Annotated in this window: 16 protein-coding genes, 1 tRNA gene and 1 pseudogene; 2 read left to right on the forward strand and 16 right to left on the reverse strand. The window is 71.4% G+C overall.

What is annotated here, in order from left to right:
• The 3 genes and pseudogenes from VIB11_RS03850 to polA form a co-directional block, all read right to left on the reverse strand.
• Positions 1 to 1,399, reverse strand: a pseudogene (locus tag VIB11_RS03850) (hypothetical protein); the annotation flags it as partial.
• Positions 1,396 to 1,989, reverse strand: coding sequence for a hypothetical protein (locus VIB11_RS03855; RefSeq protein WP_332028531.1), 594 nt, complete (start codon positions 1,987 to 1,989; stop codon positions 1,396 to 1,398). The gene VIB11_RS03855 and the pseudogene VIB11_RS03850, both read right to left, overlap by 4 nt.
• A 237-nt stretch (positions 1,990 to 2,226) precedes the next feature.
• Positions 2,227 to 4,899: a DNA polymerase I gene (gene polA / locus VIB11_RS03860; protein ID WP_332028533.1), complete on the reverse strand. Its 2,673-nt coding sequence runs from the start codon at positions 4,897 to 4,899 to the stop codon at positions 2,227 to 2,229.
• A 46-nt stretch (positions 4,900 to 4,945) separates the two neighbouring features.
• Here polA and VIB11_RS03865 point away from each other — a divergent pair, with 46 nt between their 5' ends.
• Positions 4,946 to 5,377: a hotdog fold thioesterase gene (locus VIB11_RS03865; RefSeq protein ID WP_332028535.1), complete on the forward strand. Its 432-nt coding sequence runs from the start codon at positions 4,946 to 4,948 to the stop codon at positions 5,375 to 5,377.
• Positions 5,378 to 5,443: 66 nt separating this feature from the next.
• Here the strand turns inward: VIB11_RS03865 and VIB11_RS03870 are convergent, their stop codons facing one another.
• Positions 5,444 to 6,031 carry a GNAT family N-acetyltransferase gene (locus VIB11_RS03870; RefSeq protein ID WP_332028537.1) on the reverse strand — a complete coding sequence of 196 codons (588 nt, stop codon included), beginning with the start codon at positions 6,029 to 6,031 and terminating at the stop codon, positions 5,444 to 5,446.
• A 163-nt stretch (positions 6,032 to 6,194) separates the two neighbouring features.
• Here VIB11_RS03870 and VIB11_RS03875 point away from each other — a divergent pair, with 163 nt between their 5' ends.
• Entirely contained in the window at positions 6,195 to 6,980 is a 786-nt protein-coding gene (locus tag VIB11_RS03875; RefSeq protein WP_332028539.1) for a DUF554 domain-containing protein, read from the forward strand.
• A 54-nt stretch (positions 6,981 to 7,034) separates the two neighbouring features.
• Here VIB11_RS03875 and VIB11_RS03880 read toward each other — a convergent pair whose 3' ends face one another.
• From VIB11_RS03880 to trpC, 12 genes are all read right to left on the reverse strand, one after another.
• Positions 7,035 to 7,655 (reverse strand): ANTAR domain-containing response regulator, encoded by a 621-nt coding sequence (locus VIB11_RS03880; RefSeq protein WP_332028541.1) that lies wholly within the window; start codon positions 7,653 to 7,655, stop codon positions 7,035 to 7,037.
• A 69-nt stretch (positions 7,656 to 7,724) separates the two neighbouring features.
• Positions 7,725 to 9,062 carry a cation:proton antiporter gene (locus tag VIB11_RS03885; protein WP_332028543.1) on the reverse strand — a complete coding sequence of 446 codons (1,338 nt, stop codon included), beginning with the start codon at positions 9,060 to 9,062 and terminating at the stop codon, positions 7,725 to 7,727.
• Positions 9,063 to 9,249: 187 nt separating this feature from the next.
• Positions 9,250 to 9,332 (reverse strand) — tRNA-Leu (locus VIB11_RS03890).
• A 112-nt stretch (positions 9,333 to 9,444) separates the two neighbouring features.
• Positions 9,445 to 10,902, reverse strand: a complete 1,458-nt coding sequence (gene pyk, locus VIB11_RS03895; protein ID WP_332028545.1) for a pyruvate kinase — start codon at positions 10,900 to 10,902, stop codon at positions 9,445 to 9,447.
• Between the two features lie 95 nt (positions 10,903 to 10,997).
• Positions 10,998 to 12,452: a glutamate synthase subunit beta gene (locus tag VIB11_RS03900; protein WP_332028547.1), complete on the reverse strand. Its 1,455-nt coding sequence runs from the start codon at positions 12,450 to 12,452 to the stop codon at positions 10,998 to 11,000.
• Positions 12,445 to 16,989, reverse strand: coding sequence for a glutamate synthase large subunit (gene gltB, locus VIB11_RS03905; RefSeq protein WP_332028549.1), 4,545 nt, complete (start codon positions 16,987 to 16,989; stop codon positions 12,445 to 12,447). The genes VIB11_RS03900 and gltB overlap by 8 nt, the downstream gene beginning before the upstream one ends.
• Before the next feature lie 135 nt (positions 16,990 to 17,124).
• Complete coding sequence (gene lgt / locus VIB11_RS03910; protein WP_332028551.1) at positions 17,125 to 17,985, reverse strand: prolipoprotein diacylglyceryl transferase; 861 nt, start codon at positions 17,983 to 17,985, stop codon at positions 17,125 to 17,127.
• Entirely contained in the window at positions 17,982 to 18,734 is a 753-nt protein-coding gene (locus VIB11_RS03915) for a DsbA family protein (RefSeq protein WP_332028553.1), read from the reverse strand. Before VIB11_RS03915 ends, lgt begins: the two co-directional genes overlap by 4 nt.
• A gap of 4 nt (positions 18,735 to 18,738) precedes the next feature.
• Positions 18,739 to 19,263 (reverse strand): DoxX family protein, encoded by a 525-nt coding sequence (locus VIB11_RS03920; RefSeq protein ID WP_332028555.1) that lies wholly within the window; start codon positions 19,261 to 19,263, stop codon positions 18,739 to 18,741.
• Between the two features lies 1 nt (position 19,264).
• Complete coding sequence (trpA, locus tag VIB11_RS03925) at positions 19,265 to 20,068, reverse strand: tryptophan synthase subunit alpha (protein ID WP_332028557.1); 804 nt, start codon at positions 20,066 to 20,068, stop codon at positions 19,265 to 19,267.
• Positions 20,065 to 21,330, reverse strand: a complete 1,266-nt coding sequence (trpB, locus tag VIB11_RS03930; protein WP_332028559.1) for a tryptophan synthase subunit beta — start codon at positions 21,328 to 21,330, stop codon at positions 20,065 to 20,067. The genes trpA and trpB overlap by 4 nt, the downstream gene beginning before the upstream one ends.
• On the reverse strand, positions 21,327 to 22,118 hold the full coding sequence (trpC, locus tag VIB11_RS03935) for an indole-3-glycerol phosphate synthase TrpC (protein ID WP_332028560.1): 792 nt from the start codon (positions 22,116 to 22,118) through the stop codon (positions 21,327 to 21,329). The genes trpB and trpC overlap by 4 nt, the downstream gene beginning before the upstream one ends.
• Between the last annotated feature and the right edge of the window lie 11 nt (positions 22,119 to 22,129).

The following is a 22,129-nucleotide window of genomic DNA, read 5'->3' on the forward strand; positions in this document are numbered from 1 at the left end:
CACGGTTGCCCGCCGACGGGTTGTTGTACAACCCCGCGATGAGGTTGTTGATACCCGGAATGGCAGTGCCCTCAATGCCAGAGCGCACGGCGTTGACGCCGTAGATCAGCGTGCCGGCCTTGTCGAGGCCGCCGAGGCCAGCCTTGAGCTTGGTGATGCCGTCATGAAGAGGCTTGGCCTCGGCCGGGAGCGTGCCGATGCCGCCGTGGAGTTCCACCAACCCTGCATCCACGAGCTCAAGGCCATCGGCCACCTGAACGAGGCCGTCCACCAGCGCGGGTGCCTTGGCGCCTGCCTCGTTGAGGCCGTCGGCCAGCTGGTCCGCGCCGTCGGCGAGCTTCGACGAACCGGACTTGGCCTCACCGGCCCCGGCAGCCAGCTTTCCGGTGCCGTCCTTCAGCGTGGTCGCGCCGTCGGACAGCTTGCGCGCGCCGGGTGCTGCCTCACCGGCCAGACCTGCGTTGAGCTGGTTGGCACCGTCTCGGAGCTGGATCAGGCCGGCGAGCAGGTCCGCGGCGCCGTCGCGCAGCTTGAGCAGGTTGGTGTCGATCTCGGTGGCTCCGGCAGTCAGCGTGGCACCGGTCTCGGCGCCACCCTTGTACGACTCGGCCCCGCCCTTGAAGGACGGGCTGTCCAGCGGGCTCACCGGAAGCGCGGAGATCGATGCCTTGGGGACGACGCCATCCGTGACCTGCGCCTCGTAGCCGAAGGTTGCCTCGGGCTTCCCGATGGGCCCGAACAGCGTCATGGTGAAGGTCATCTTCGTGCCGCCGCGCCCATCGCCTGCCATGTTGGCCTCCGCGGACCGGACGTCGGTGAAGCTCGACGGAAGGACGGTCGACAGCGAGCCCACCATCGGTATCACGACGTCCTCGATCGCCTTGGCCTGCTTGCCAGTGCCGTCGTCGAACTCGACCTCCGTCACCTTTCCGGTGACGTTGCGGACGGTGTACTGGACCTTCAGACGACCGCTCTTGCCCACGACGTCTCCGGGCTTCACCTCGCGCCCGTCGAGGGTGTACCTGACGTCGACCTGCAGCGGCAGGGGCTTGGTGAAGTCGCTGACAGTGCGGAGCCGCTTCTCGCCGTCGACCTGGTACGTGCCCACGACGTTCCCGCCGCGGACGTCGAAGCCGCTGAAGCCGTCCAGGTTGCGCAGGCCCTTGGTCTCCACCGGGTTGGAGAGCGTGACCGTCCCCTTGCCCTGGAGCGCGACCTGCTCGTACACGCGAGCCACCTCGCGCTTGCCGGAGGCGTTGAGGTACGCCTGCACGGTCTCTGTGTTGCTGACCAGAACGTCGCCGTCAGCAGCCGCCGCCGGACCCGAGGCCATGACGAGGGCCGCGGGCACGGCGACGAAGGCTGCGCCCGCCCGGGCGGCAGTGTTGCGGTTGATCACTTGGTCTCTCCTGCCAGAAGGGTCTCGAACTCGTCACTCGGCTCTGCGTCGTCATCGGCGCGCCGGACCCGACCAGCGTCGGCGTCCCCGCGGTCAGCCACGCTCGACACGGACTCCGAGAGCATCGTGCTTGCGAGGTATCCGAGAGCCGCCGCGAGGAGCACGGTGGTGGCGGCGCTCGGCGAGTCCTTGAGGAACTGCGAGGGCGCGCCGGTGTAGATCTCCTCGTACGCCGCGGCCATGGCCGCGGCCCCCAGCAGCCCACTCCACAGCGGGAAGCGATCGACGCTCAGCGCACACGCACCCGCGATGACCGCCACCACCAGGAAGGCGGCCAGCGCGCGACCGGAGGCGGAGTCGGGCAGCACACCCGCGCGGAGCGCGTAGCCCAGCCACGCCAGTGTGAAGCCGAGCGCGAAACCGCCCAGCTTGCCGAGGGGGTGCCGGTGTGGCACCAGGCCAAGCACGCCGCCGAGGGCGGCACCGAGCAGGGCGACGGGTTGAAGGTCGAGCCCGAACAGCTCTCCCAACCCGATGATCAGTGCCGCGAACGCGGCCAAGACCAGCCCAGAGAGCAGGCTCTTGCGCATCTACACCTCACAGAAAGGGCGCCCGGCATTCTGCAAGGGCGCACGTGGTTACCGGGGAGTATGGGGCAAGAACGGCCGTCCAGGGGTGACTTCACACCCAAAACGCCGTGATTTGCGTAACTCCACCGTCACTTGTTCGTTTCGGGCGCGGCGCTCACACGACGCAGAACCACCCAAAACGGTCGTTTCGGCACATGCGTGGTCCCCCCGGTGGCCTGGGCCCTACCGGAGTCGCGTTCAGTGGGCGGCGTCGTGCCAGGACCGGCCCACGCCGACGCTGACCTCGAGCGGCACATCCATCGCGATGGCCTCGCCCATCTCCTTGCGGATGAGGGCCTCGACCTCGGCGCGCTCCCCCGGTGCGATCTCGAGGACGAGCTCGTCGTGCACCTGGAGGAGCTGCCGCGACGCGGCCCCGGCATCGCGCAGGGCGGAGTCCACCCTGAGCATGGCGAGCTTGATGATGTCGGCGGCGGAGCCCTGGATCGGCGCGTTGAGGGCCATCCGCTCGGCCATCTCGCGCCGCTGCCGGTTGTCCGAGGTGAGGTCGGGGAGGTACCGGCGACGGCCCAACATGGTCTGGGTGTAGCCGGTCGTGCGGGCCTCGGCGACGACGTCCCGCAGGTAGTCCCGCACCCCGCCGAACCGGGCGAAGTACTCGTCCATCAGGCCCTGCGCCTCGCCGGTCGAGATCGTCAGCTGCTTGGACAGGCCGAAGGCCGACAGGCCGTACGCGAGGCCGTAGGACATCGCCTTGACCTTGCTGCGCATCTCGGCGGTGACGTCGTCGGGCTCGACGCCGAAGACGCGCGACCCGACGAAGCGGTGGAGGTCCTCGCCCGACCGGAAGGCCTCGATCAGCCCGGTGTCGCCGGACAGGTGGGCCATGATCCGCATCTCGATCTGGCTGTAGTCCGCCGACATCAGCGACTCGAACCCCTCGCCCACGACGAAGACCTCGCGGATGCGGCGGCCCTCCTCGGTGCGGATCGGGATGTTCTGGAGGTTCGGGTCCGTCGAGGACAAGCGCCCGGTGGCGGCGATCGTCTGCTGGTAGGTCGTGTGGATGCGGCCGTCGTCGGACACCGACTTGATGAGCCCCTCGACCGTGACCCGCAGGCGCGACGCGTCGCGGTGCCGCAGCAGCGCCTCGAGGAAGGGGTGCTCGGTCTTGGTGTACAGGTCGTTCAGCGCGTCGGCATCGGTCGTGTAGCCCGTCTTCGTCTTCTTCGTCTTGGGCATCCCGAGGGTGTCGAAGAGCACGACCTGCAGCTGCTTGGGCGAGCCGAGGTTGATCTGCTCGCCGCCGATCGCGTCATAGCAGTCCTCCTGGGCCTCGCGGACCTTGGCGGCGAAGTCCGCCTCGAGGTGGGTCATCTGCTCCACGTCGGCGGCAATGCCGGTGCGCTCCATCCGCGCGAGCACGTGGACCAGCGGCAGCTCGACCTCCCGCTGCAGCTCGGCTCCCCCGGTCGCCTCGAGCTGCTCGCCGAGCGCACCCGCGAGGTCGAGCACGGCGCGCGCCCGCACCATGGCCTCCTGGGCCTCCGCGTCGCCGTCGGCGCTGAAGTCGAGCATCCCCTGGCCCGGCGCACCCGTCTCGGAGCGCAGCTCGCGGCCGAGGTTGCGCAGCACGAGGTCGGCCAGGTCGTAGGAGCGCTGGTCCGGCCGGACCAGGTAGGCCGCGAGCGCCGTGTCGGTGGAGATGCCCTGGAGATCCCAGCCGCGGGCGGCGAGAGCCTGCAGCGGCCCCTTCGCGTCGTGCAGCACCTTGGGGCGCCGCGGGTCGGCGAGCCACGCGGCGACGGCCTGCTCCGCGGTGTCGTCGAGGCCGGCCACGTCGAGGTATGCCGCGGAGCCCGCCGCGGTGGCGATGGCCAGCGCGGCCGCGTCACCGGTGCCGCGGGCCCAGGTGCCGACGACGTGGAGGCCGACCGGCTGGCCGGCCGGGGCATGCGCGCCCAGCCACCCGGGCACGTCGGCCGGGGCGAGGGTGACGCCCTCGACCTCGAAGCCGGCCTCCGCCTCCTGCTCGGGCGCCTCGAGGTACTCGAACAGCCGGTCTCGCAGGACGCGGAACTCGAGGCCGTCGAAGACCGTGTGGACCTGGTCGCGGTCCCAGTTCCGCCGGCCGAGCTCGTCGACGCCCACCGGGAGCGGCATGTCGCGGATGAGGGCGTTGAGCCGCCGGTTGCGCAGCACGCCGTCGAGGTGCTCGCGCAGGGAGTCGCCGGCCTTGCCCTTGATCTGGTCGACGTGCGCGACCACGCCGGTCAGGTTGCCGTACTGGTTGATCCACTTCGCGGCCGTCTTGGGGCCCACGCCCGGCACACCCGGGAGGTTGTCGGACGACTCGCCGACCAGCGCGGCGAGGTCGGAGTAGTGGTCGGGGCCGACGCCGTACTTGGCGTGCACCGCCTCCGGGGTCATCCGGGCGAGGTCCGACACGCCCTTGACGGGGTAGAGCACCGTCACCGTGTCGGAGACGAGCTGCAGGGTGTCACGGTCGCCGGAGCAGATCAGCACCTCCATCCCCTTGTCGACGGCCTGGGTCGTGAGGGTGGCGATGACGTCGTCCGCCTCGTAGCCCTCGACCTCCACGAATGGGATCTTGAGCGCGTCGAGCACCTCGTGGAGCAGTGAGATCTGCCCCTGGAACTCCGTCGGCGTGGCCGAGCGCCCGGCCTTGTACTCGGCGTACTCCTCGGTGCGGAAGGTCTGGCGGGAGACGTCGAAGGCGACGGCGACGTGCGTCGGCTGCTCGTCCCGCAGCACGTTGATCAGCATGGAGGTGAAGCCGTAGACGGCGTTGGTGTGCTGGCCGGTGCTCGTGGAGAAGTTCTCGGCGGGCAGTGCGAAGAAGGCACGGTAGGCGAGCGAATGGCCGTCAAGCAGGAGAAGTCGACTCACGCATGGCAGCCTAGGCCCAGCCACCCACAGCCGCCGAAGGGGCATGATGAGCGACCAGCCAGACCACTCCGCCTTCCTGCGCGCCATCGAGGAGATGAACCCCGACTCACTCATGCGCCGCATGGGGATCGAGGTGACCGAGGCCTCTCCCGAGCGCCTCGTGGGCACGATGCCGGTGCAGGGGAACACCCAGCCCTACGGCCTGCTGCACGGTGGCGCCTCGGCCGTGCTGGCGGAGACCCTGGGCTCCATCGGGGCTGCGCTGCACGCCGGCCGGGAGCGGATCGCCGTCGGGCTCGACATCAACGCCACGCACCACCGGGCCGCTCGCTCCGGGGTCGTCACGGGGGTCGCCACCGCGCTGAGCCTGGGCAGGACCGTGGCGAGCTACGAGGTCGTCATCACCGACGACGAGGGCAACCGTGTGTGCACCAGCCGGTTCAGCGCCCTCATCCGTCAGCGCCCGCCAGGGTCCTGACAGGCTCCGACAGCCGCCTGAAGGGGCCCGACGGCGCCTGACAGGCTCGTCGGCGGGCCGCGCGGGTCAGCCGGCGAGCTGGTTTCCGCCGCGTCCGGCGAGGGCCTTGGCGCGCAGCGACCGGCGCCGGTGCAGGATCTGCTCGAGGCCGATCCGCGGCTCGTCGACGCCGATGCGGCGTCGCAGGGCCCCCGTGCTGGTCACCCGGCGCACCACCTGCGAGCTGAAGCCGAGCCGGGCGAAGAACCGGTTGGCGTCGCGGTGCTGGCTCGGCACGTTGCAGCCGATCTGCTCACAGCCCAGCTTCTCGGCATACGCCGTGACCGCCGCGAGCAGGTGGCGCGCGACGCCGTGCCGGCGCGCAGCGGGTGCGACGTAGATCTGGTCGATGGCCACGCTCGGGGAGTCCGTGAGGCCGGAGAACGGGCTGTGCGTCGCCACGACGAAACCGACGGGCGCGGCGCCGTCACCCACCGCGATGAACGCGCGGACGTCCTCCCGGGTCAGGGCGGCCGCGACCCTGCCCTCGGAGACGGCGCGCGCGGCGACCTCGGGGCTGACGCCGTGCTCGGTGCGGGAGGTGACCCAGAGGTCCATGAAGGAGCGCTCGAGCTCGGGAGACACACGCTTGACGCTCACCACGGGCCGGCTCACAGGCTTCTCCATCGTCGAACGGACAGTGCAGCACGCTGCGGCGTCCCCCTGCGCCGACGGACACCCCCGGGAGGGCGACCAAGCGACGACTCTAAGCCCAAGCGGCACCGCGGGTGAAGGGGGTTCGCCAGATTCGCTCGGGGCGCTGCATAGGGTGTGGGCCGTGACTGTCGACTTCCCCGGCCTGGGCACCGCCATCAACGTCTTCACAGTCGTCGTGGGTGCCCTCCTCGGCATGGCGGTCGGCCACCGGCTGCCCGGTCACACCCGCTCGGTGGTCACCGACGTGCTGGGCCTGACCACCCTGCTGATGGCCGGCCTGTCGGTCGTGAGCGTCACCGACGTCGCCCTGGGGCGGGCCACCGGGACGGGCGCTCCGGTGCTGATCGTCCTCGGGGCCCTGCTCATCGGCGGCATCGGCGGATCGCTGCTGCGCATCGAGGAACGGCTCGAGAGCCTCGCCGGGGTCGTCCAGGCCCGGATGGCGCGGCGTCCGGCGCTCGTGGGCGCCGGGGAGGCCGGAGTGGACCACGCGGCCCGGGAGCGGTTCATCGAGGGCTGGCTGAGCGCCTCGCTCCTCTTCTGCGTGGGTCCGCTGACCATCCTCGGCTCGCTCTCCGACGGGCTGGGCCGCGGCATCGAGCAGCTGATGCTCAAGTCGGTGCTCGACGGCTTCGCGGCGATGGCCTTCGCGTCGTCGTTCGGCGTGGGGGTGCTGTTCTCCGCGGTGTCGGTGGCGGTCGTGCAGGGCCTGCTGACCCTGCTGGGGGTGATGCTGGGCTCGCTGCTGCCGGATGCCCACATCGCAGCGCTCACCGCCACAGGAGGGCTGATGCTCGTGGGCATCGCCCTGCGGCTGCTCAACATCAAGCAGGTCCCGGTCGGCGACCTGCTGCCAGCGCTCGTGGTCGCTCCGCTGCTGACCCAGGTGGTGGTGTCGTTGCGCTGACGGCACGCCGCACGAACCACGGGTCGGGTCCCGGTGAGGGATGGGCCCCTCTGGTCAGGCCTTGTCCATCCCGGCGATGACGGCGTCGGCGACCTCTTTCATCCCGAGCCGGCGGTCCATCGCCGTCTTCTGGATCCAGCGGAAGGCCTCGGCCTCGCTGATCTTGAGCTTCTTCATCAGGATGCCCTTGGCCCGGTCGACCTGCTTGCGAGTCTCGAGCCGCTCACCGAGGTCGGCGATCTCGCCCTCGAGCGCCTTCATCTCGGTCCACCGGGAGCGCGCGATGTCGATCGCCGGGGCGAGGTCGGCCGCCGTGAACGGCTTGACGATGTAGGCCATGACGCCTGCGTCACGGGCTCGCTCGACCAGCTCGGTCTGGCTGAAGGCCGTGAGCATGACGACGGGGCAGATCTTGGCCGACCCGATCTCCTCGGCGGCGCTGATGCCGTCCATCACGGGCATCTTGACGTCCATGATGACCAGGTCGGGCTCGAGCTCCCGGGCGAGCTCCACCGCCTGCTCGCCGTTGCTCGCCTGACCGACCACGTCGTAGCCGGCCTCGCCGAGCATCTCGGCGAGATCGATGCGGATCAGGGCCTCGTCCTCGGCGACGAGGATGCGCAGCGCCGGGCGGGCTGCGGGCGCGGGGGCGGCGTGGGGCTGCGTGTCGCTCACCTCGCGCAGCCTAGTGGATGACCTCACTGCGACCGCACGCCGACCGCGGACCGGTCACCCGCGGACCGGTCACCCCCGGACCGGGGCCTCCGCGGTCGCCGGGCTGTTCGCGGGCTCGTCGCGCAGCGGCTGGCGGGAGCGCACGACGTGGCCGAGCCAGGAGCCGGCCAGCAGGGACGTCACGATGGCCAGCATCACCAGTGACGCGAAGAACTCCTGGCTGATGATCCCGGCCGCATAGCTCACCGACGCCAGCACGATGCCGGGCCCGCCTCGGGCGTTCGTCGCCACGGCGAGGTTGCGGGAGCCTCGAGGGCTCTCGCCCGCCAGGCGCGCGCCGAGGTACACGCTGGCGGCTTTCGCCACGCAGGCGAACAGCAGGAACCAGGCGAAGAAGAGCAGGTTGAAGTGCCGGACGAGGTCGAGCTGCAGGCCGACGATCGCGAAGTAGAGGGGGATGAAGAACGCGAAGGAGAAGGACTTGATCGACTCCCTCGCCTGCGTCACCTGTGGTCCCCGGCCAACGCTTGCCGCGATGCCGGCCAGGAAGGCGCCGAACATCGGGGTGATCCCGAGCACCACACACGCAAGCGTGGCGCCGAAGATGAAGAGGAGGTGGTACGCGATGGGGTTGCTGCTCGCCACGAGGTTCCACCGCTGCCGCCGGGACCAGCGGAAGCTGCGCGGGCCCAGGGTGAGCACCAGCACGAAGAAGGCGAGGGTCGCGCTGACGTGGAACGCCATGCTCGCGGTGCTGCCGTGCTCCAGGCCCAGCAGGCCGGGGACGCCCAGCTCCGCTCCCCCGCCGGACGCGACCATGCCCAGCGCGAGGGCCAGGACGACGTAGACGACAATGTCCTCGATCACCGCCACACCGAGCACGATCCGGGCGAACGGCGTCTCGATGATGCCGAGGTCGAACATGATGCGCGAGATCACCGGGATGCTCGTGACCGCGATGGCGAGCCCGAACACCAGCAGGAGCGCCGTGTCGTTCTGGGCGGTGCCGAGCAGGCTGGACGAGTCGATGACGCGGAACAGCAGCAGCCCGGCCACGAAGGGCAGCACGACCCCGACGACCGTGACCAGGCCGACGACCCGTGACTCCCCTCGTCGGAAGACCGAGCGCATCTCGGCGCCCGAGGCGAACATCAGCAGCAGCAGCCCGACCTGGTAGTTCCAGCCCAGGACGGCGGCGACCGGCCCCTCCGTCGGGAACAGCCGCTCCTGCAGCCCGGGTGCGAGGGCGCCGAGCACGGTGGGACCCAGCAGCAGGCCGCCCATGATCTCCCCGATGACCCGGGGCTGGCGCATGAGCGTGAAGAGATGGCCGACGGCGTGCGCCGCCCCGAGCAGCAGGCCGACCGCCAGCAGGAGCTGCGCGAAGTCGGCACCGGTCAGGGTCACGACCCCGCCCCGTGCGCGTCAGCGGATCCCGGCCCGTGCGTGTCGGCGCCGGCGCCCCCGTGCCTCACCGCGCTCTTCCCCACCATCATCGGATCGTGACACGGGGCCCCGGACGGCGAGGCCGGAACGGGTGAACCCGGCCGGCCCGCGGCCGGGTTCACCCCAGTTCGCCCGGTTCATCCGACGGTGCCGAAGGGGGGACTCGAACCCCCACGCCCTTGCGAGCAGAGCATTTTGAGTGCCCCGTGTCTGCCATTCCACCACTCCGGCGGGCGCCGACGGAGGAGCGGTCGGCGCGGTGCGGCGGCCAGCATACCTGCCGGGCCGGGCGCCCAACGCAGGCGCGCGCCGGCGCCAGGTGGAGGGCGCGCGCCCCGGGGGCTCAGTCGCCCTTCTCGATGTCCTCGTAGGCCGGGGCCACCTTGTTGATGGCGTCACCGACGCGGTGGACCCGCAACGCGTTCGTCGAGCCCGGGATGCCCGGCGGGGACCCGGCGACGATGACCACGAGGTCGCCCTCATGGAGGACGCCGTTGGAGAGCAGGGTCTGGTCGACCTGCATGGCGTAGTGGTCGGTGTGCCGCGGGACCGGGGTCAGGTAGGTCTCGATCCCCCACGACAGGGCGAGCTGCGAACGGACCGCCTGCAGCGGCGTGAACGCCAGCATCGGCAGCTTGCACCGCATCCGCGACAGCCGCTTGGCGGTGTCACCGGACTGGGTGAACGTGATGAGGTACTTGGCGCCGACCAGGTCACCGATGTCGGCGGCGGCGGCGGCCACGGCACCGCCGATCGTGCTCGGCCGGGTGCCGAGCGGGCGGATCCGCTCGAGTCCGTGCTGCTCGGTGCTGGCGATGATCCGCGCCATCGTGCGGACCGCCTCGATGGGATAGGCGCCGACGCTGGTCTCACCGGACAGCATCAGCGCGTCGGCGCCGTCGAGGACGGCGTTCGCGGCGTCGGACGCCTCGGCCCGCGTCGGCCGGGGGTTGTCGATCATCGACTCCAGCACCTGGGTGGCCACGATGACCGGCTTGGCGTTGCGCCGCGCGATCTCGACGGCGCGCTTCTGGACGAGCGGCACCTCCTCGAGCGGGAGCTCGACGCCGAGGTCGCCGCGGGCGACCATGACGCCGTCGAAGGCCCTGATGATCTCGACGAGGTTCTCGACGGCCTGCGGCTTCTCGATCTTGGCGATGACCGGGAGGCGCACCCCGACGTCGTCCATGATCGCGTGGACGTCCCTGATGTCGTCGGCGGAGCGCACGAACGACAGCGCGATCATGTCGGCCCGCAGCCCGAGGGCCCAGCGGAGGTCCTCCTTGTCCTTCTCGGACATGGCCGGCACGCTCACGGCCACGCCCGGGAGGTTGATGCCCTTGTTGTTCGACACCGTGCCGCCGACGACGACCCGGGTGTGAACGTCGGTGTCGGTGACCTCGACCGCCTCGAGGACGACCTTGCCGTCGTCGATGAGGAGGCGGTCGCCGGGTGAGACGTCTCCGGGCAGGCCCTTGTAGGTGGTGCCGACCTCGGCCCGGGACCCGTCGACCTCTCGGGTCGTCACGGTGAACGGTGCGCCGACCTCGAGCTCCACCGGACCGCCCGAGAAGCGGCCCGTGCGGATCTTCGGCCCCTGCAGGTCGACGAGGACACCGACGGCACGGCCCGACTCGTCACTGGCGGCCCGGACCTCGGCGTAGACCTTCTCGTGGTCGTCGTAGGAGCCGTGCGAGAGGTTGAGCCGGGCGACGTCCATGCCGGCCTCGACCAGCTCGCGCAGCCGCTCCGGAGTCGACGTGCTCGGACCGAGAGTGCAGACGATCTTGGCGCGGCGCATGGGGCAAACCCTATCGGTCGAGACCGCCTCGACGTGACCGAGGTCACCTGTCGGGACGGCGCCAGGGCATGGTGTGCCGCGGTGCCGGACCGGGGTCAGACGGCCAGCGGGCGGTCCGTCGGGTTGATGGGTCGCGGGAGAGCGGTCGACCCGGTCAGGTAGGCGTCGACACCGGCGGCGGCGGCGCGTCCCTCGGCGATGGCCCACACGATGAGGGACTGGCCGCGGCCGGCGTCCCCGGCCACGAAGACCCCGGGCACGGACGACATGTAGCTGTGGTCGCGCCGGACGTTGGAGCGCTCGTCGAGCTCGACGCCGAGCTGCTCCACGACCCCCGGCTGCTCCGGTCCGAGGAAGCCCATCGCCAGGAGGATGAGCTGGGCAGGCAGGACCCGCTCGGTGCCCTCCACCTCGGTGAACCCCTGATCGCCGCGCTCGACGTCGACCACGCGGATGCCGCTCACCCGGCCGTCCTCGCCGAGCACCTCCTTGGTGGACACGGCATACACCCGCTCGCCGCCCTCCTCGTGCGCCGAGGCGACGCGGAAGGTCATCGGGTAGGTGGGCCACGGCTGACCGGAGGCTCGCTCCTCACCCGGGCGCGGCATGATCTCCAGGCTGGTGACCGAGCGCGCGCCCTGGCGGATGGACGTGCCGAGGCAGTCGGCGCCGGTGTCGCCGCCGCCGATGATGATGACGTCCTTGCCCTCGGCGGTCACCTGGCCCTCGACGGTCTCGCCGAGCGCGACCCGGTTGGCCGGCGGCAGGAAGTCCATGGCCTGCATGACGCCGTCGAGCTCGCGCCCGGGCACCGGCAGGTCGCGGGGCACGGTGGCCCCGGTGGCCAGCACCACCGCGTCGTAGCGGTCACGGAGCTGGGTGCCGGTGACGTCCTCGCCGACCTTGACGCCGTTGCGGAAGCGGGTGCCCTCGGCCTCCATCTGGGCGAGCCGTCGGTCGAGGACCGACTTCTCCATCTTGAACTCCGGGATGCCGTACCGCAGGAGGCCACCGGGTCGGTCGGCGCGCTCGTAGACGGCCACCGTGTGCCCGGCTCGGGTCAGCTGCTGGGCGGCGGCGAGGCCGGCGGGCCCCGAACCGACCACGGCCACGGTCTTGCCGGACAGGCGCTCCGGAGGCTGCGGGGTGACGTAGCCGGCGTCGAAGGCCTGCTCGATGGTCGTGACCTCGATCTGCTTGATCGTCACGGCCGGCTGGTTGATGCCCAGCACGCAGGCGGTCTCGCAGGGCGCCGGGCAGAGCCGGCCGGTGAACTCCGGGAAGTTGTTGGTGGCGTGCAGGCGCTCGATCGCCTCGCGCCAGTCACCCTTCCAGGCGAGGTCGTTCCACTCGGGGATGAGGTTCCCCAGCGGGCACCCGCTGTGGCAGAAGGGGATACCGCAGTCCATGCAGCGGCCGGCCTGGCGCTGGAGGGTGCCGAGCTGCTGCTCCTCGTAGACCTCCTTCCAGTCCCTGATGCGGACGGGAACCGGCCGACGGGACGGCAGCTCGCGCTCCCGCGTCCTCAGAAAGCCCTGGGGGTCAGCCACGGGAAGCCTCCATGATCCGCTCCCACACCTCGGAGCCGTTGACGTCAAGTCCTTCCGCCTCGGCGGCGGCGCGCACGTCCAGGACGCGCTGGTAGTCGCGCGGCAGCACCAGGGTGAACCGGTGACGCGCCGCGTCCCAGTCCGCGAGCAGGCGCGCCGCGACGGTGGAGTCGGTCCAGTGCTGGTGACTGGCGAGGAGCTCCCGCACCACGGTCCCGTCGTCCGGCCGCAGCGGCGAGAGGTCGACCAGCTCGGGGTTGACCCGCTCGCGGTCGAGGTCGAGCACGTAGGCGACACCCCCCGACATGCCGGCCGCGAAGTTGCGACCCGTCGGGCCGAGGACGAGCACGGTGCCCCCGGTCATGTACTCGCAGCCGTGGTCGCCGACCCCCTCGACGACGGCCGTGGCACCGGAGTTGCGGACGCAGAAGCGCTCGCCGACCTGTCCGCGCAGGAAGAGCTCGCCCGAGGTGGCGCCGTAGCCGATCACGTTGCCGGCGATGACGTTGGCCTCCGCCTTCAGCGGCGCGGCGCGGTCGGGGCGGACCACCACGCGGCCGCCGGACAGGCCCTTGCCGACGTAGTCGTTGGCCTCGCCGAGCAGCCGCAGCGTGACGCCGCGCGGGAGGAACGCGCCCAGCGACTGCCCGGCCGCTCCCACGAGGGTCAGGTCGACGGTGCCGTCGGGCAGGCCGTCCGGGTGGGCCTTGGTGACCTCGTGGCCGAGCAGGGTTCCGATCGTTCGGTTGACGTTGCGGACCGCGACCTCGCCGGAGACCGGGGTGGCATCGGTGATGGCCTCACGGGCGATGGCGATGAGCGTGTGGTCGAGGGCCTTCTCGAGGCCGTGGTCCTGCCCGGTGGTGTTGCGCCGGGGAGCGCCGTCGGGGCTCTGCACGTCGGCGAAGATCGGCGACAGGTCAAGGCCGGAGGCCTTCCAGTGGCTGACCGCCTTGCTGGTGTCGAGCGCGGACGCCTGGCCGACGGCCTCCTCGACCGAGCGGAAGCCCAGAGCCGCCAGGTGCTCGCGCACCTCCTCGGCGACGTACTCGAAGAACGTCTGCACGAACTCGGGCTTGCCGGAGAAACGCGCCCGCAGCTCGGGATTCTGCGTCGCGATGCCCACGGGGCAGGTGTCGAGGTGGCAGACACGCATCATGATGCAGCCGCTGACGACGAGCGGGGCGGTGGCGAAGCCGAACTCCTCCGCGCCCAGGAGCGCCGCCACGACCACGTCGCGGCCGGTCTTGATCTGGCCGTCGACCTGCACGACGATCCGGTCGCGCAGGTTGTTGAGCACCAGGGTCTGCTGGGTCTCGGCGAGGCCGATCTCCCAGGGGCCCCCCGCGTGCTTCAGCGAGGTGAGCGGCGAGGCGCCGGTGCCGCCGTCGTGCCCCGAGATGAGGACGACGTCGGCGTGCGCCTTCGAGACGCCCGCCGCGACCGTGCCGACGCCGACCTCGGAGACGAGCTTGACGTGGATCCGGGCGTCGGGGTTGGCGTTCTTGAGGTCGTGGATCAGCTGCGCGAGGTCCTCGATGGAGTAGATGTCGTGGTGCGGCGGCGGGCTGATGAGGCCGACACCGGGCGTGCTGTGCCGGGTCTTCGCCACCCACGGGTAGACCTTGTGACCGGGTAGCTGGCCGCCCTCGCCGGGCTTGGCGCCCTGGGCCATCTTGATCTGGATGTCTCCCGACTTCGTGAGGTACAGGGAGGTGACCCCGAAGCGCCCGGAGGCGACCTGCTTGATGGTGGAGCGGCGCTCGTCGTCCATCAGCCGCTCGACGTCCTCGCCGCCCTCGCCGGTGTTCGAGCGCCCGCCGAGGCGGTTCATGGCGATGGCGAGGGTCTCGTGCGCCTCCTGGCTGATCGAGCCGTAGCTCATGGCGCCGGTGTTGAAGCGCTTGACGATCTCGCTGACCGGCTCGACCTCCTCGAGCGGCACCGGGGGGCGCGGGTCCGCGCCGCCGAGCTCGAACAGCCCACGCAGCGTCATCAGTCGCTCGGACTGCTCGTCGACGCGCTGGGTGTACTGCTTGAAGATGTCGTAGCGGCGCGCCCGGGTGGAGTGCTGCAGCCGGAAGACCGTGTCGGGGTCGAACAGGTGGGGCTCACCCTCACGGCGCCACTGGTACTCGCCGCCGACCTCGAGCTTGCGGTGCGGGAGGCGCACGCCGTCCGGCGGGTAGGCGGCGGCGTGCCGCGCCGCCGCCTCCGCGGCGATGACGTCGAGCCCCACCCCACCGAGCTGGGACACCGTGCCGGTGAAGTAGGTGTCGACGAGGTCCTGCGAGAGGCCGAGCGCCTCGAAGACCTGTGCGCCGCGGTAGGAGGCCACCGTGGAGATGCCCATCTTGGACATCACCTTCAGCACGCCCTTGCCGAGCGCCTTGATGAGGTTCTTGACGGCCTGCTCGGCGGTCACGCCCGTGATCGCGCCGGAGCGGACGAGGTCCTCGACGGACACCATCGCGAGATAGGGGTTCACCGCCGCCGCGCCGTAGCCGACCAGCAGCGCGACGTGGTGGACCTCGCGCACGTCGCCCGCCTCGACGAGGAGCCCCACCTGGGTGCGGGTCTTCTCGCGGATCAGGTGGTGGTGCACCGCCGAGGTCAGCAGCAGCGACGGGATCGGCGCGTAGTCGCGGCCGGAGTCGCGGTCCGAGAGCACGATGAAGCGCGAGCCGTTCTCGATCGCCTCGGAGACCTCGGCGAAGATCTGCTCGAGGCGCGCCTTCATCGCCGGCGCGCCGCCGGAGACGTCGTAGAGGCCCCGCACCACGTGGGTCGCGTAGCCGGGCAGGTCGCCGTCGGCGTTGATGTGCACGATCTTGGCCAGGTCGTCGTTGTCGATGACCGGGAACGGCAGCACGACCTGGCGGGCGTGGGCCGGCGTCGCCGAGAGCGCGTTGCCCTCCGGGCCGATGACCGTGCCGAGCGAGGTGACCAGCTCCTCACGGATCGCGTCGAGCGGCGGGTTGGTCACCTGCGCGAAGAGCTGGGTGAAGTAGTCGAAGACCAGCCGGGGGCGCTCCGACAACACGGCGATGGGCGTGTCGGTTCCCATGGAGCCCAGCGCCTCTCCCCCGGTGCGGGCCATCGGGGTGAGCAGGATCTTCAGCTCCTCCTGCGTGTAGCCGAAGGTCTGCTGGCGGCGCGCCACCGAGGCGGCGGTGTGCACGATGTGCTCGCGCTCGGGCAGGTCGTCGAGGTGGATGAGACCGGCGTGCAGCCACTCCTCGTACGGGTTCTGCGCCGCGAGGCCCGCCTTGACCTCGTCGTCGGGGACGATGCGGCCGTGCTCGGTGTCGACGAGGAACATCCGTCCGGGCTGGAGGCGGCCCTTGCGCACCACGCGCGAGGAGTCGAGCTCGAGCACCCCCGCCTCGGAGGCCAGGACGACGAGGCCGTCGTCGGTGACGGAGTAGCGGCCCGGGCGGAGCCCGTTGCGGTCGAGCACCGCACCGATGAGCGAGCCGTCGGTGAAGGTCACGCAGGCCGGGCCGTCCCACGGCTCCATGAAGGTGGAGTGGAACTCGTAGAACGCCCGCCGGGCGGGGTCCATCTCCTCGTGGTTCTCCCAGGCCTCGGGGATCATCATCAGCACCGAGTGCGGCAGCGAGCGACCGCCGAGGTGGAGCAGCTCGAGCACCTCGTCGAAGGAGGCGGAGTCCGAGGCCTCCGGGGTGCAGATGGGGTACAGCCGGTCGAGGTCGCCCGGGATGAGGTCGGAGGCCAGCTGGCTCTCGCGGGCGCGCATCCAGTTGCGGTTGCCCTTGACGGTGTTGATCTCGCCGTTGTGGGCGATCATCCGGTAGGGGTGGGCCAGGGGCCACGAGGGGAAGGTGTTCGTGGAGAACCGCGAGTGCACCAGCGCCAGCTGCGTCGCGAACCGGCGGTCCGACAGGTCGGGGAAGAACGGCTCGAGCTGGCCGGTGGTCAGCATGCCCTTGTAGACGAGGGTGCGCGAGGACAGCGACGGGAAGTAGACCCGGGTCTCGCGCTCGGCGCGCTTGCGCAGGCAGTAGGCCAGGCGGTCGAGGCCGACGCCGACCATGCGGCCGGCCGAGGCCGAGACGAAGAGCTGGCGGAAGACCGGCATGCAGTCGCGGGCGACCTGCCCGACGATCTCCGGGTCCACGGGGACGTCGCGCCACCCGAGGACCCGCAGCCCCTCCTCCTCGGCGATCGCCTCGATCACGCGGACCGCCTCGGTGCGCTCGGACTCGTCCACGGGCAGGAAGGCGGTGCCCACGGCATACGCCCCCAAGACGGGGAGGTCGAAGTCGAGGACCTCTCTGAGGAAGGCGTCCGGGACCTGGGTGAGGATTCCGGCCCCGTCGCCGACGAGCGGGTCGGCGCCGGTGGCGCCACGGTGCTCGAGGTTGCGCAGCGCGGTCAGCGCGTGCTCGACGATGTCGTGTCCAGCGCTGCCCCGCATCGTCGCCACCATGGCCACACCACAGGCGTCGTGCTCGAACTCGCGGCGGTAGAGACCGACGTCGGCGGGCTGGGCGGAGAAGGGCGCGGAGGACACGTTTCGGTCACCGTCCTTGTTACAGAGGCGTTGTGCCCCCGTGAACGGGAGGCACCGGAACCGCGCGTGGACGGCCTTGGCCACGGCTTTTGGCAGGATAGCGAACGGGCCCTCCGTCCTACCATGTGAGCCGGGTTATCCCGGATGCTGAGATGCAACCTCCGGCTCGCGGGCCGGCTCGGGTCGCCTGCCGAACCACCAGAACAGCCCCAGCCCGAGCAGGAAGACCAGCGCGGAGGTCCACACGTTGACCCGCAGGCCGAGGATCTCGTTGGCATCGTCGCTGCGCATGAGCTCGAAGACCACGCGGCCCAGCGGGTAGCCCGCGACGTAGAGCGCGAACACCTGGCCCCGCCGCAGCACGAAGCGGCGGTCGGCGAGCAGCAGCGCCACCGCCAGCACGAGGCACCACAGGGACTCGTACAGGAACGTGGGGTGGAACGTGCCCAGCAGGACGGGGTCCCCGCTGGCATCCCGGACCGCCTGCCCGGCGCCCTGGTCCCACTGGTGGATCTCCAGCGCCCACGGCACATCGGTCTCGCGGCCGTAGAGCTCGTTGTTGAACCAGTTGCCCCAGCGGCCGATGGCCTGGGCCACCGCCACCCCGGGCGCGGCGGAGTCGACGAAGTCCAGGAAGCGCACGCCGTTGCGGCGGCACCCGATCCATGCCCCGAGCGCGCCGAGGGCGATGGCCCCCCAGATGCCGAGACCGCCCTCCCAGACGTAGAACGCCTTGACCGGGCTGCCGCCCTCCCCGAAGTACGGCTGCGGGGTGGTGATGACGTGGTACAGCCTGCCGCCGACGATGCCGAAGGGGACGGCCCACGCCGAGATGTCGAGGGCCTGCTCGGCGGTGCCACCCCGCTCGGCGAGGCGGCGCCCGGTGATCCACACCGCCAGCACGATGCCGGCGAGGATGCACAGCGCGTACGCCCGCAGGGTCAGCGGGCCGACCTGCCAGGCGGCGTCGACCGGGCTCGGGATCGCCGCCGTCACTGCGTCGCGGCCTTGACCTGCTCGGTCAGGGACTGCGGCGTGAGGCCCTGGAGCTCCAGCGGCGAGCCGTTCAGCTTGACGGTCGGGGTGCCGTTGACGCCGTCCCTGGCCGACTGCGTCTGGACGGACTCGACGTACTGGTTGTGCTCGCGCGCGTCGTAGCACTGCTGCCAGGTGTTCAGCGCCGCACCGGTGAGGCCGGCCTTCTCCGCGAAGCCCTTGAGCTGCTGGTCGGTGTAGCCGGTGCCCTCCTGCTCGGGCTGTCCGGCGAACACGGCCTGGTGGAACGGCAGGAAGGCATCCTGGTCGGCGGCGCAGAAGGCGGCGTTCGCGGCCCGGTTGGAGGAGTCGTTGCCGAGGTTCTTGTCGAGGAACGACAGCACGTGGACGACCAGCTTGACCTCGTTGGCCTCGGCCATCTGCGAGACCTGGCCGCCGAACTGCTCCTCGAAGGCGGCACAGGCCGGGCACTGGAAGTCCACCCACAGGTCGAGGGTCGGCACGTTCGCCGGGGCAGACGGGTTCACCACCAGGCCGGCACCCATGGCGGGGGCGTTCTTCGGCAGCGAGCTGCCACCCGCGGCCAGGTCGGCCTTCCTGCCCTGGTCGGCGACGATCACGGCCGCCACGATCGCGGCGATCGCGAGCACGACGACAACCGTGGCGACGACGATGCGGTTGGCACCGCCGCGTCCCTTCGGCGTGGCCGCCTGGATCTTGGCACGGCGGTCCGGGACCCGGGTTGACATGGCGTTACCTTCCGTCGGTGAAGAGCGTGCGTTCGAGGCTGTATGCCGTGTGGGGCCGGATCGCGAGCCACGCGGCACAGAGGAGGAGCCCCACGTCGCGGAGTATCTCCTCGAGGTAGCGGGTCTCGGACGAGGCGATGGCCCCGCCCTCGCCGAAGCAGCCGCAGTCGATGCTGAGGCCCCGTGCCCAGGCCGACGCGATCCCGATGATGAACGCGACGAGGAGGACGCCGGAGACGACGGCCGCCACGCGGGTGAACAGCCCGGCGACCAGCAGCGCCCCGATGATGACCTCGAGGACCGGCAGCCCGTAGCCCACGTAGGTCGCGAGGTCGAACGGCAGCAGCTGGTAGGCCTGCACGGCGCGGGCCGACACCTCGGGCCTGGTCACCTTGAGCGCTCCGGCGACGAGCATCACGCCGCCGAGCAGCAGCCGGGCCACCAGGCCGACCACGTCGAGGGTGCGGGGGCGGCGCCAGGGTGCGACGCGCTGCTGGGGCGACCGCTGCTGGGGCGAGAGAGCCGTCACGTCAGCGCCCCTCGCGCACCCCGGCGGCGAGCTCGCCGACGACCTCACGAAGTCGTGCGATGCCGCCGGCGAGGTCGTCGGCCTCGGTCAGGCACCTCACGAGCGCCGAGCCCACGATGACCCCGTCGGCGAAGGCCGCGACCTCCGCGGCCTGCTGCCGCGAAGAGACGCCGAGCCCCACGCAGACGGGCTTGTCGGTGACGGCCTTGGTGCGGTTCACGATCACCGCAGCGGCGTCGCCGAGGCTGGCCCGGGCCCCCGTGACGCCCATGTGCGAGGCGGCGTAGACGAACCCACGGCACTGGGCGGTCACCGCGGCCAGGCGCTGGTCGGTGGAGCTCGGCGCCACCAGGAAGACCCGGTCGAGACCGGCCGCGTCGGTCGCCTCGATCCACGGTCCGGCCTCGTCGGGGATGAGGTCGGGCGTGATCATGCCGGCCCCGCCGGCCTCGGCGAGGTCCCGGGCGAACGCGTCGGGGCCGTACCGCAGGATCAGGTTCCAGTAGGTCATGCCCAGCGGGGGTGCTCCCGCGTCGCGCACCGCACGAGTGGCCTTGAAGAGGTCTCGGACCCGGGCCCCGCGCTTGAGGGCCTGGTCCGCGGCATACGCGATGACCGGGCCGTCCATGAGCGGGTCGCTGTAGGGCACGCCGACCTCGACGACGTCGACCCCCGACTCGACCATGGCGACCATGGCCTCGATGGAGCCCGGGACGTCCGGGAACCCCACGGGCAGGTAGCCGACGAGTGCGGCCCGGCCCTCCTCGCGGCAGCGCTCGAGCACCGCACCGACCCCTGCACTCACTGGGTGTTGCCCTCCTCGTCGATCAGCCCGAACCAGCGGGCTGCCGTGTGCACATCCTTGTCTCCCCGGCCGGAGAGGTTCACGAGCAGCAACGCGTCGGGGCCGAGTTCGGTGCCCAGCTCGATCGCACCGGCGAGCGCGTGGGCGGACTCGATCGCGGGGATGATGCCCTCGGTCTTGCACAGCAGCTCGAAGGCGCGCATGGCCTGGTCGTCGGTGGCGTAGCGGTACTCCGCCCGGCCGGAGTCGCGCAGGAAGGAGTGCTCCGGCCCCACGCTGGGGTAGTCGAGCCCGGCCGAGATGGAGTGCGACTCGATCGTCTGCCCGTCGTCGTCCTGCATGAGGTAGCTGAACGTGCCGTGCAGCACCCCGGGCTCGCTGGCCGCGAAGCGCGCCGCGTGGCGGCCGGAGTCGATCCCCTCTCCCCCGGCCTCCACACCGACGAGGCGGACGCCGGCGTCGTCGATGAACCGGTGGAAGATGCCCATGGCGTTCGACCCGCCGCCGACGCAGGCGACGACGGCGTCCGGCAGCCGGCCGACGAGGTCGAGGACCTGCGCCCGGGCCTCGACGCCGATGATCCGGTGGAAGTCGCGGACCATCTCGGGGAAGGGCGCCGGGCCGGTGACCGTGCCCAGCAGGTAGTGGGTGTTGTGGACGTTGGTCACCCAGTCGCGCAGCGCCTCGTTGATGGCGTCCTTGAGCGTGGCGCTGCCGGTGGGCACCGGCACCACCTCGGCGCCGAGCATCCGCATGCGCGCCACGTTGAGGGCCTGCCGCTCCGTGTCGACCCTGCCCATGTAGATGCGGCACTCCAGGCCCATCAGGGCGGCCGCGGTGGCGGTGGCGACACCGTGCTGGCCCGCGCCGGTCTCGGCGATGACCCTGGTCTTGCCCATCCGCTTCGTGAGGAGGGCCTGGGCCAGCACGTTGTTGATCTTGTGCGAGCCGGTGTGGTTGAGGTCCTCGCGCTTGAGGACGACTCGCGCTCCCCCGCAGTGCTCGGCGAACCGGGGCACCTCGGTGATGATGCTCGGTCGACCGGTGTACGTGCGGTGCAGCTGCTCGAGCTCGCCGAGGAACCCGGGGTCGACCATGGCCTTCTTGCGGGCCTCGTCGAGCTCCTCGAGCGCCGGGATCAGGGCCTCCGGCACGTACCGCCCGCCGAACGCGCCGAAGCGGCCGGGGCGGGGGATGTCGACGGGGGCGTGCTCGCCCTCCTGCCGGGCGGTGTCAGCGCTGCCTGCGGTGTCCTGCGTCATGCCGGGGCTCCTGCGGTGATGAGGTCGTGGGCTGCCGCGCGCGGGCTGCCACCGGTGACGAGCGCCTCCCCCACGAGCACCGCGTGGGCGCCCTCGGAGGCGTAGCGGGCGGCGTCCCGGGGGCCGCGGATGCCGGACTCGGCCACCCGCACACAGCTGTCGGGGATGAGCACCGCGAGCCGGCTGAACGTGTCGGGGTCGACGTCGAGGGTCTTGAGGTTGCGCGCGTTGACGCCGATCACGCCGGCCCCGGCCTCCAGGGCGCGCACCGTCTCGGCCTCGTCGTGGACCTCGACGAGCGCGGTCATGCCGAGGCTTCGGGCGAGGTCCTGCATCCTGACCAGGTCGCCCTGCTCGAGCGCGGCCACGATCAGCAGGATGAGGTCGGCGCCGTGGGCCCGGGCCTCCCAGATCTGGTAGTCGGTGACCATGAAGTCCTTGCGCAGCACGGGAATGCGCACGGCGGCCCGGACGGCGTCGAGGTCGGCCAGGCTTCCGGAGAAGCGCCGCTCCTCGGTCAGGACGCTCACGGCCGCGGCGCCGCCCGCCTCGTACTCCGCCGCCAGCGCGGCCGGGTCCGCGATGGCGGCGAGGCTGCCCTTGCTCGGGCTGGCGCGCTTGACCTCGGCGATGAGCGACAGGCCGGGTCGGCGCAGCGCACCCTCGGCGTCGAGGGCCGCGGGCGCGGCCTCCGCCCGCCGGCGGATCTCCGCGAGGGGGACGGCGGCCTCACGCCCGGCGAGGTCGGCGCGCACGCCGGAGACGATCTCGTCGAGGACGGTAGGCATGCGGCAAGGCT

The sequence above is a fragment of the Pedococcus sp. genome (assembly GCF_036554925.1).
Lineage (GTDB): Bacteria > Actinomycetota > Actinomycetes > Actinomycetales > Dermatophilaceae > Pedococcus_A.

Coding starts and splice junctions, on each gene's coding strand:
- VIB11_RS03855 (WP_332028531.1), bottom strand. CDS start 1,989: ATGCGCAAGAGCCTGCTCTCTGGGCTGGTCTTGGCCGCGTTCGCGGCA.
- VIB11_RS03865 (WP_332028535.1), top strand. CDS start 4,946: ATGAGCGACCAGCCAGACCACTCCGCCTTCCTGCGCGCCATCGAGGAG.
- pyk (WP_332028545.1), bottom strand. CDS start 10,902: ATGCGCCGCGCCAAGATCGTCTGCACTCTCGGTCCGAGCACGTCGACT.
- VIB11_RS03915 (WP_332028553.1), bottom strand. CDS start 18,734: ATGTCAACCCGGGTCCCGGACCGCCGTGCCAAGATCCAGGCGGCCACG.
- trpB (WP_332028559.1), bottom strand. CDS start 21,330: ATGACGCAGGACACCGCAGGCAGCGCTGACACCGCCCGGCAGGAGGGC.
- trpC (WP_332028560.1), bottom strand. CDS start 22,118: ATGCCTACCGTCCTCGACGAGATCGTCTCCGGCGTGCGCGCCGACCTC.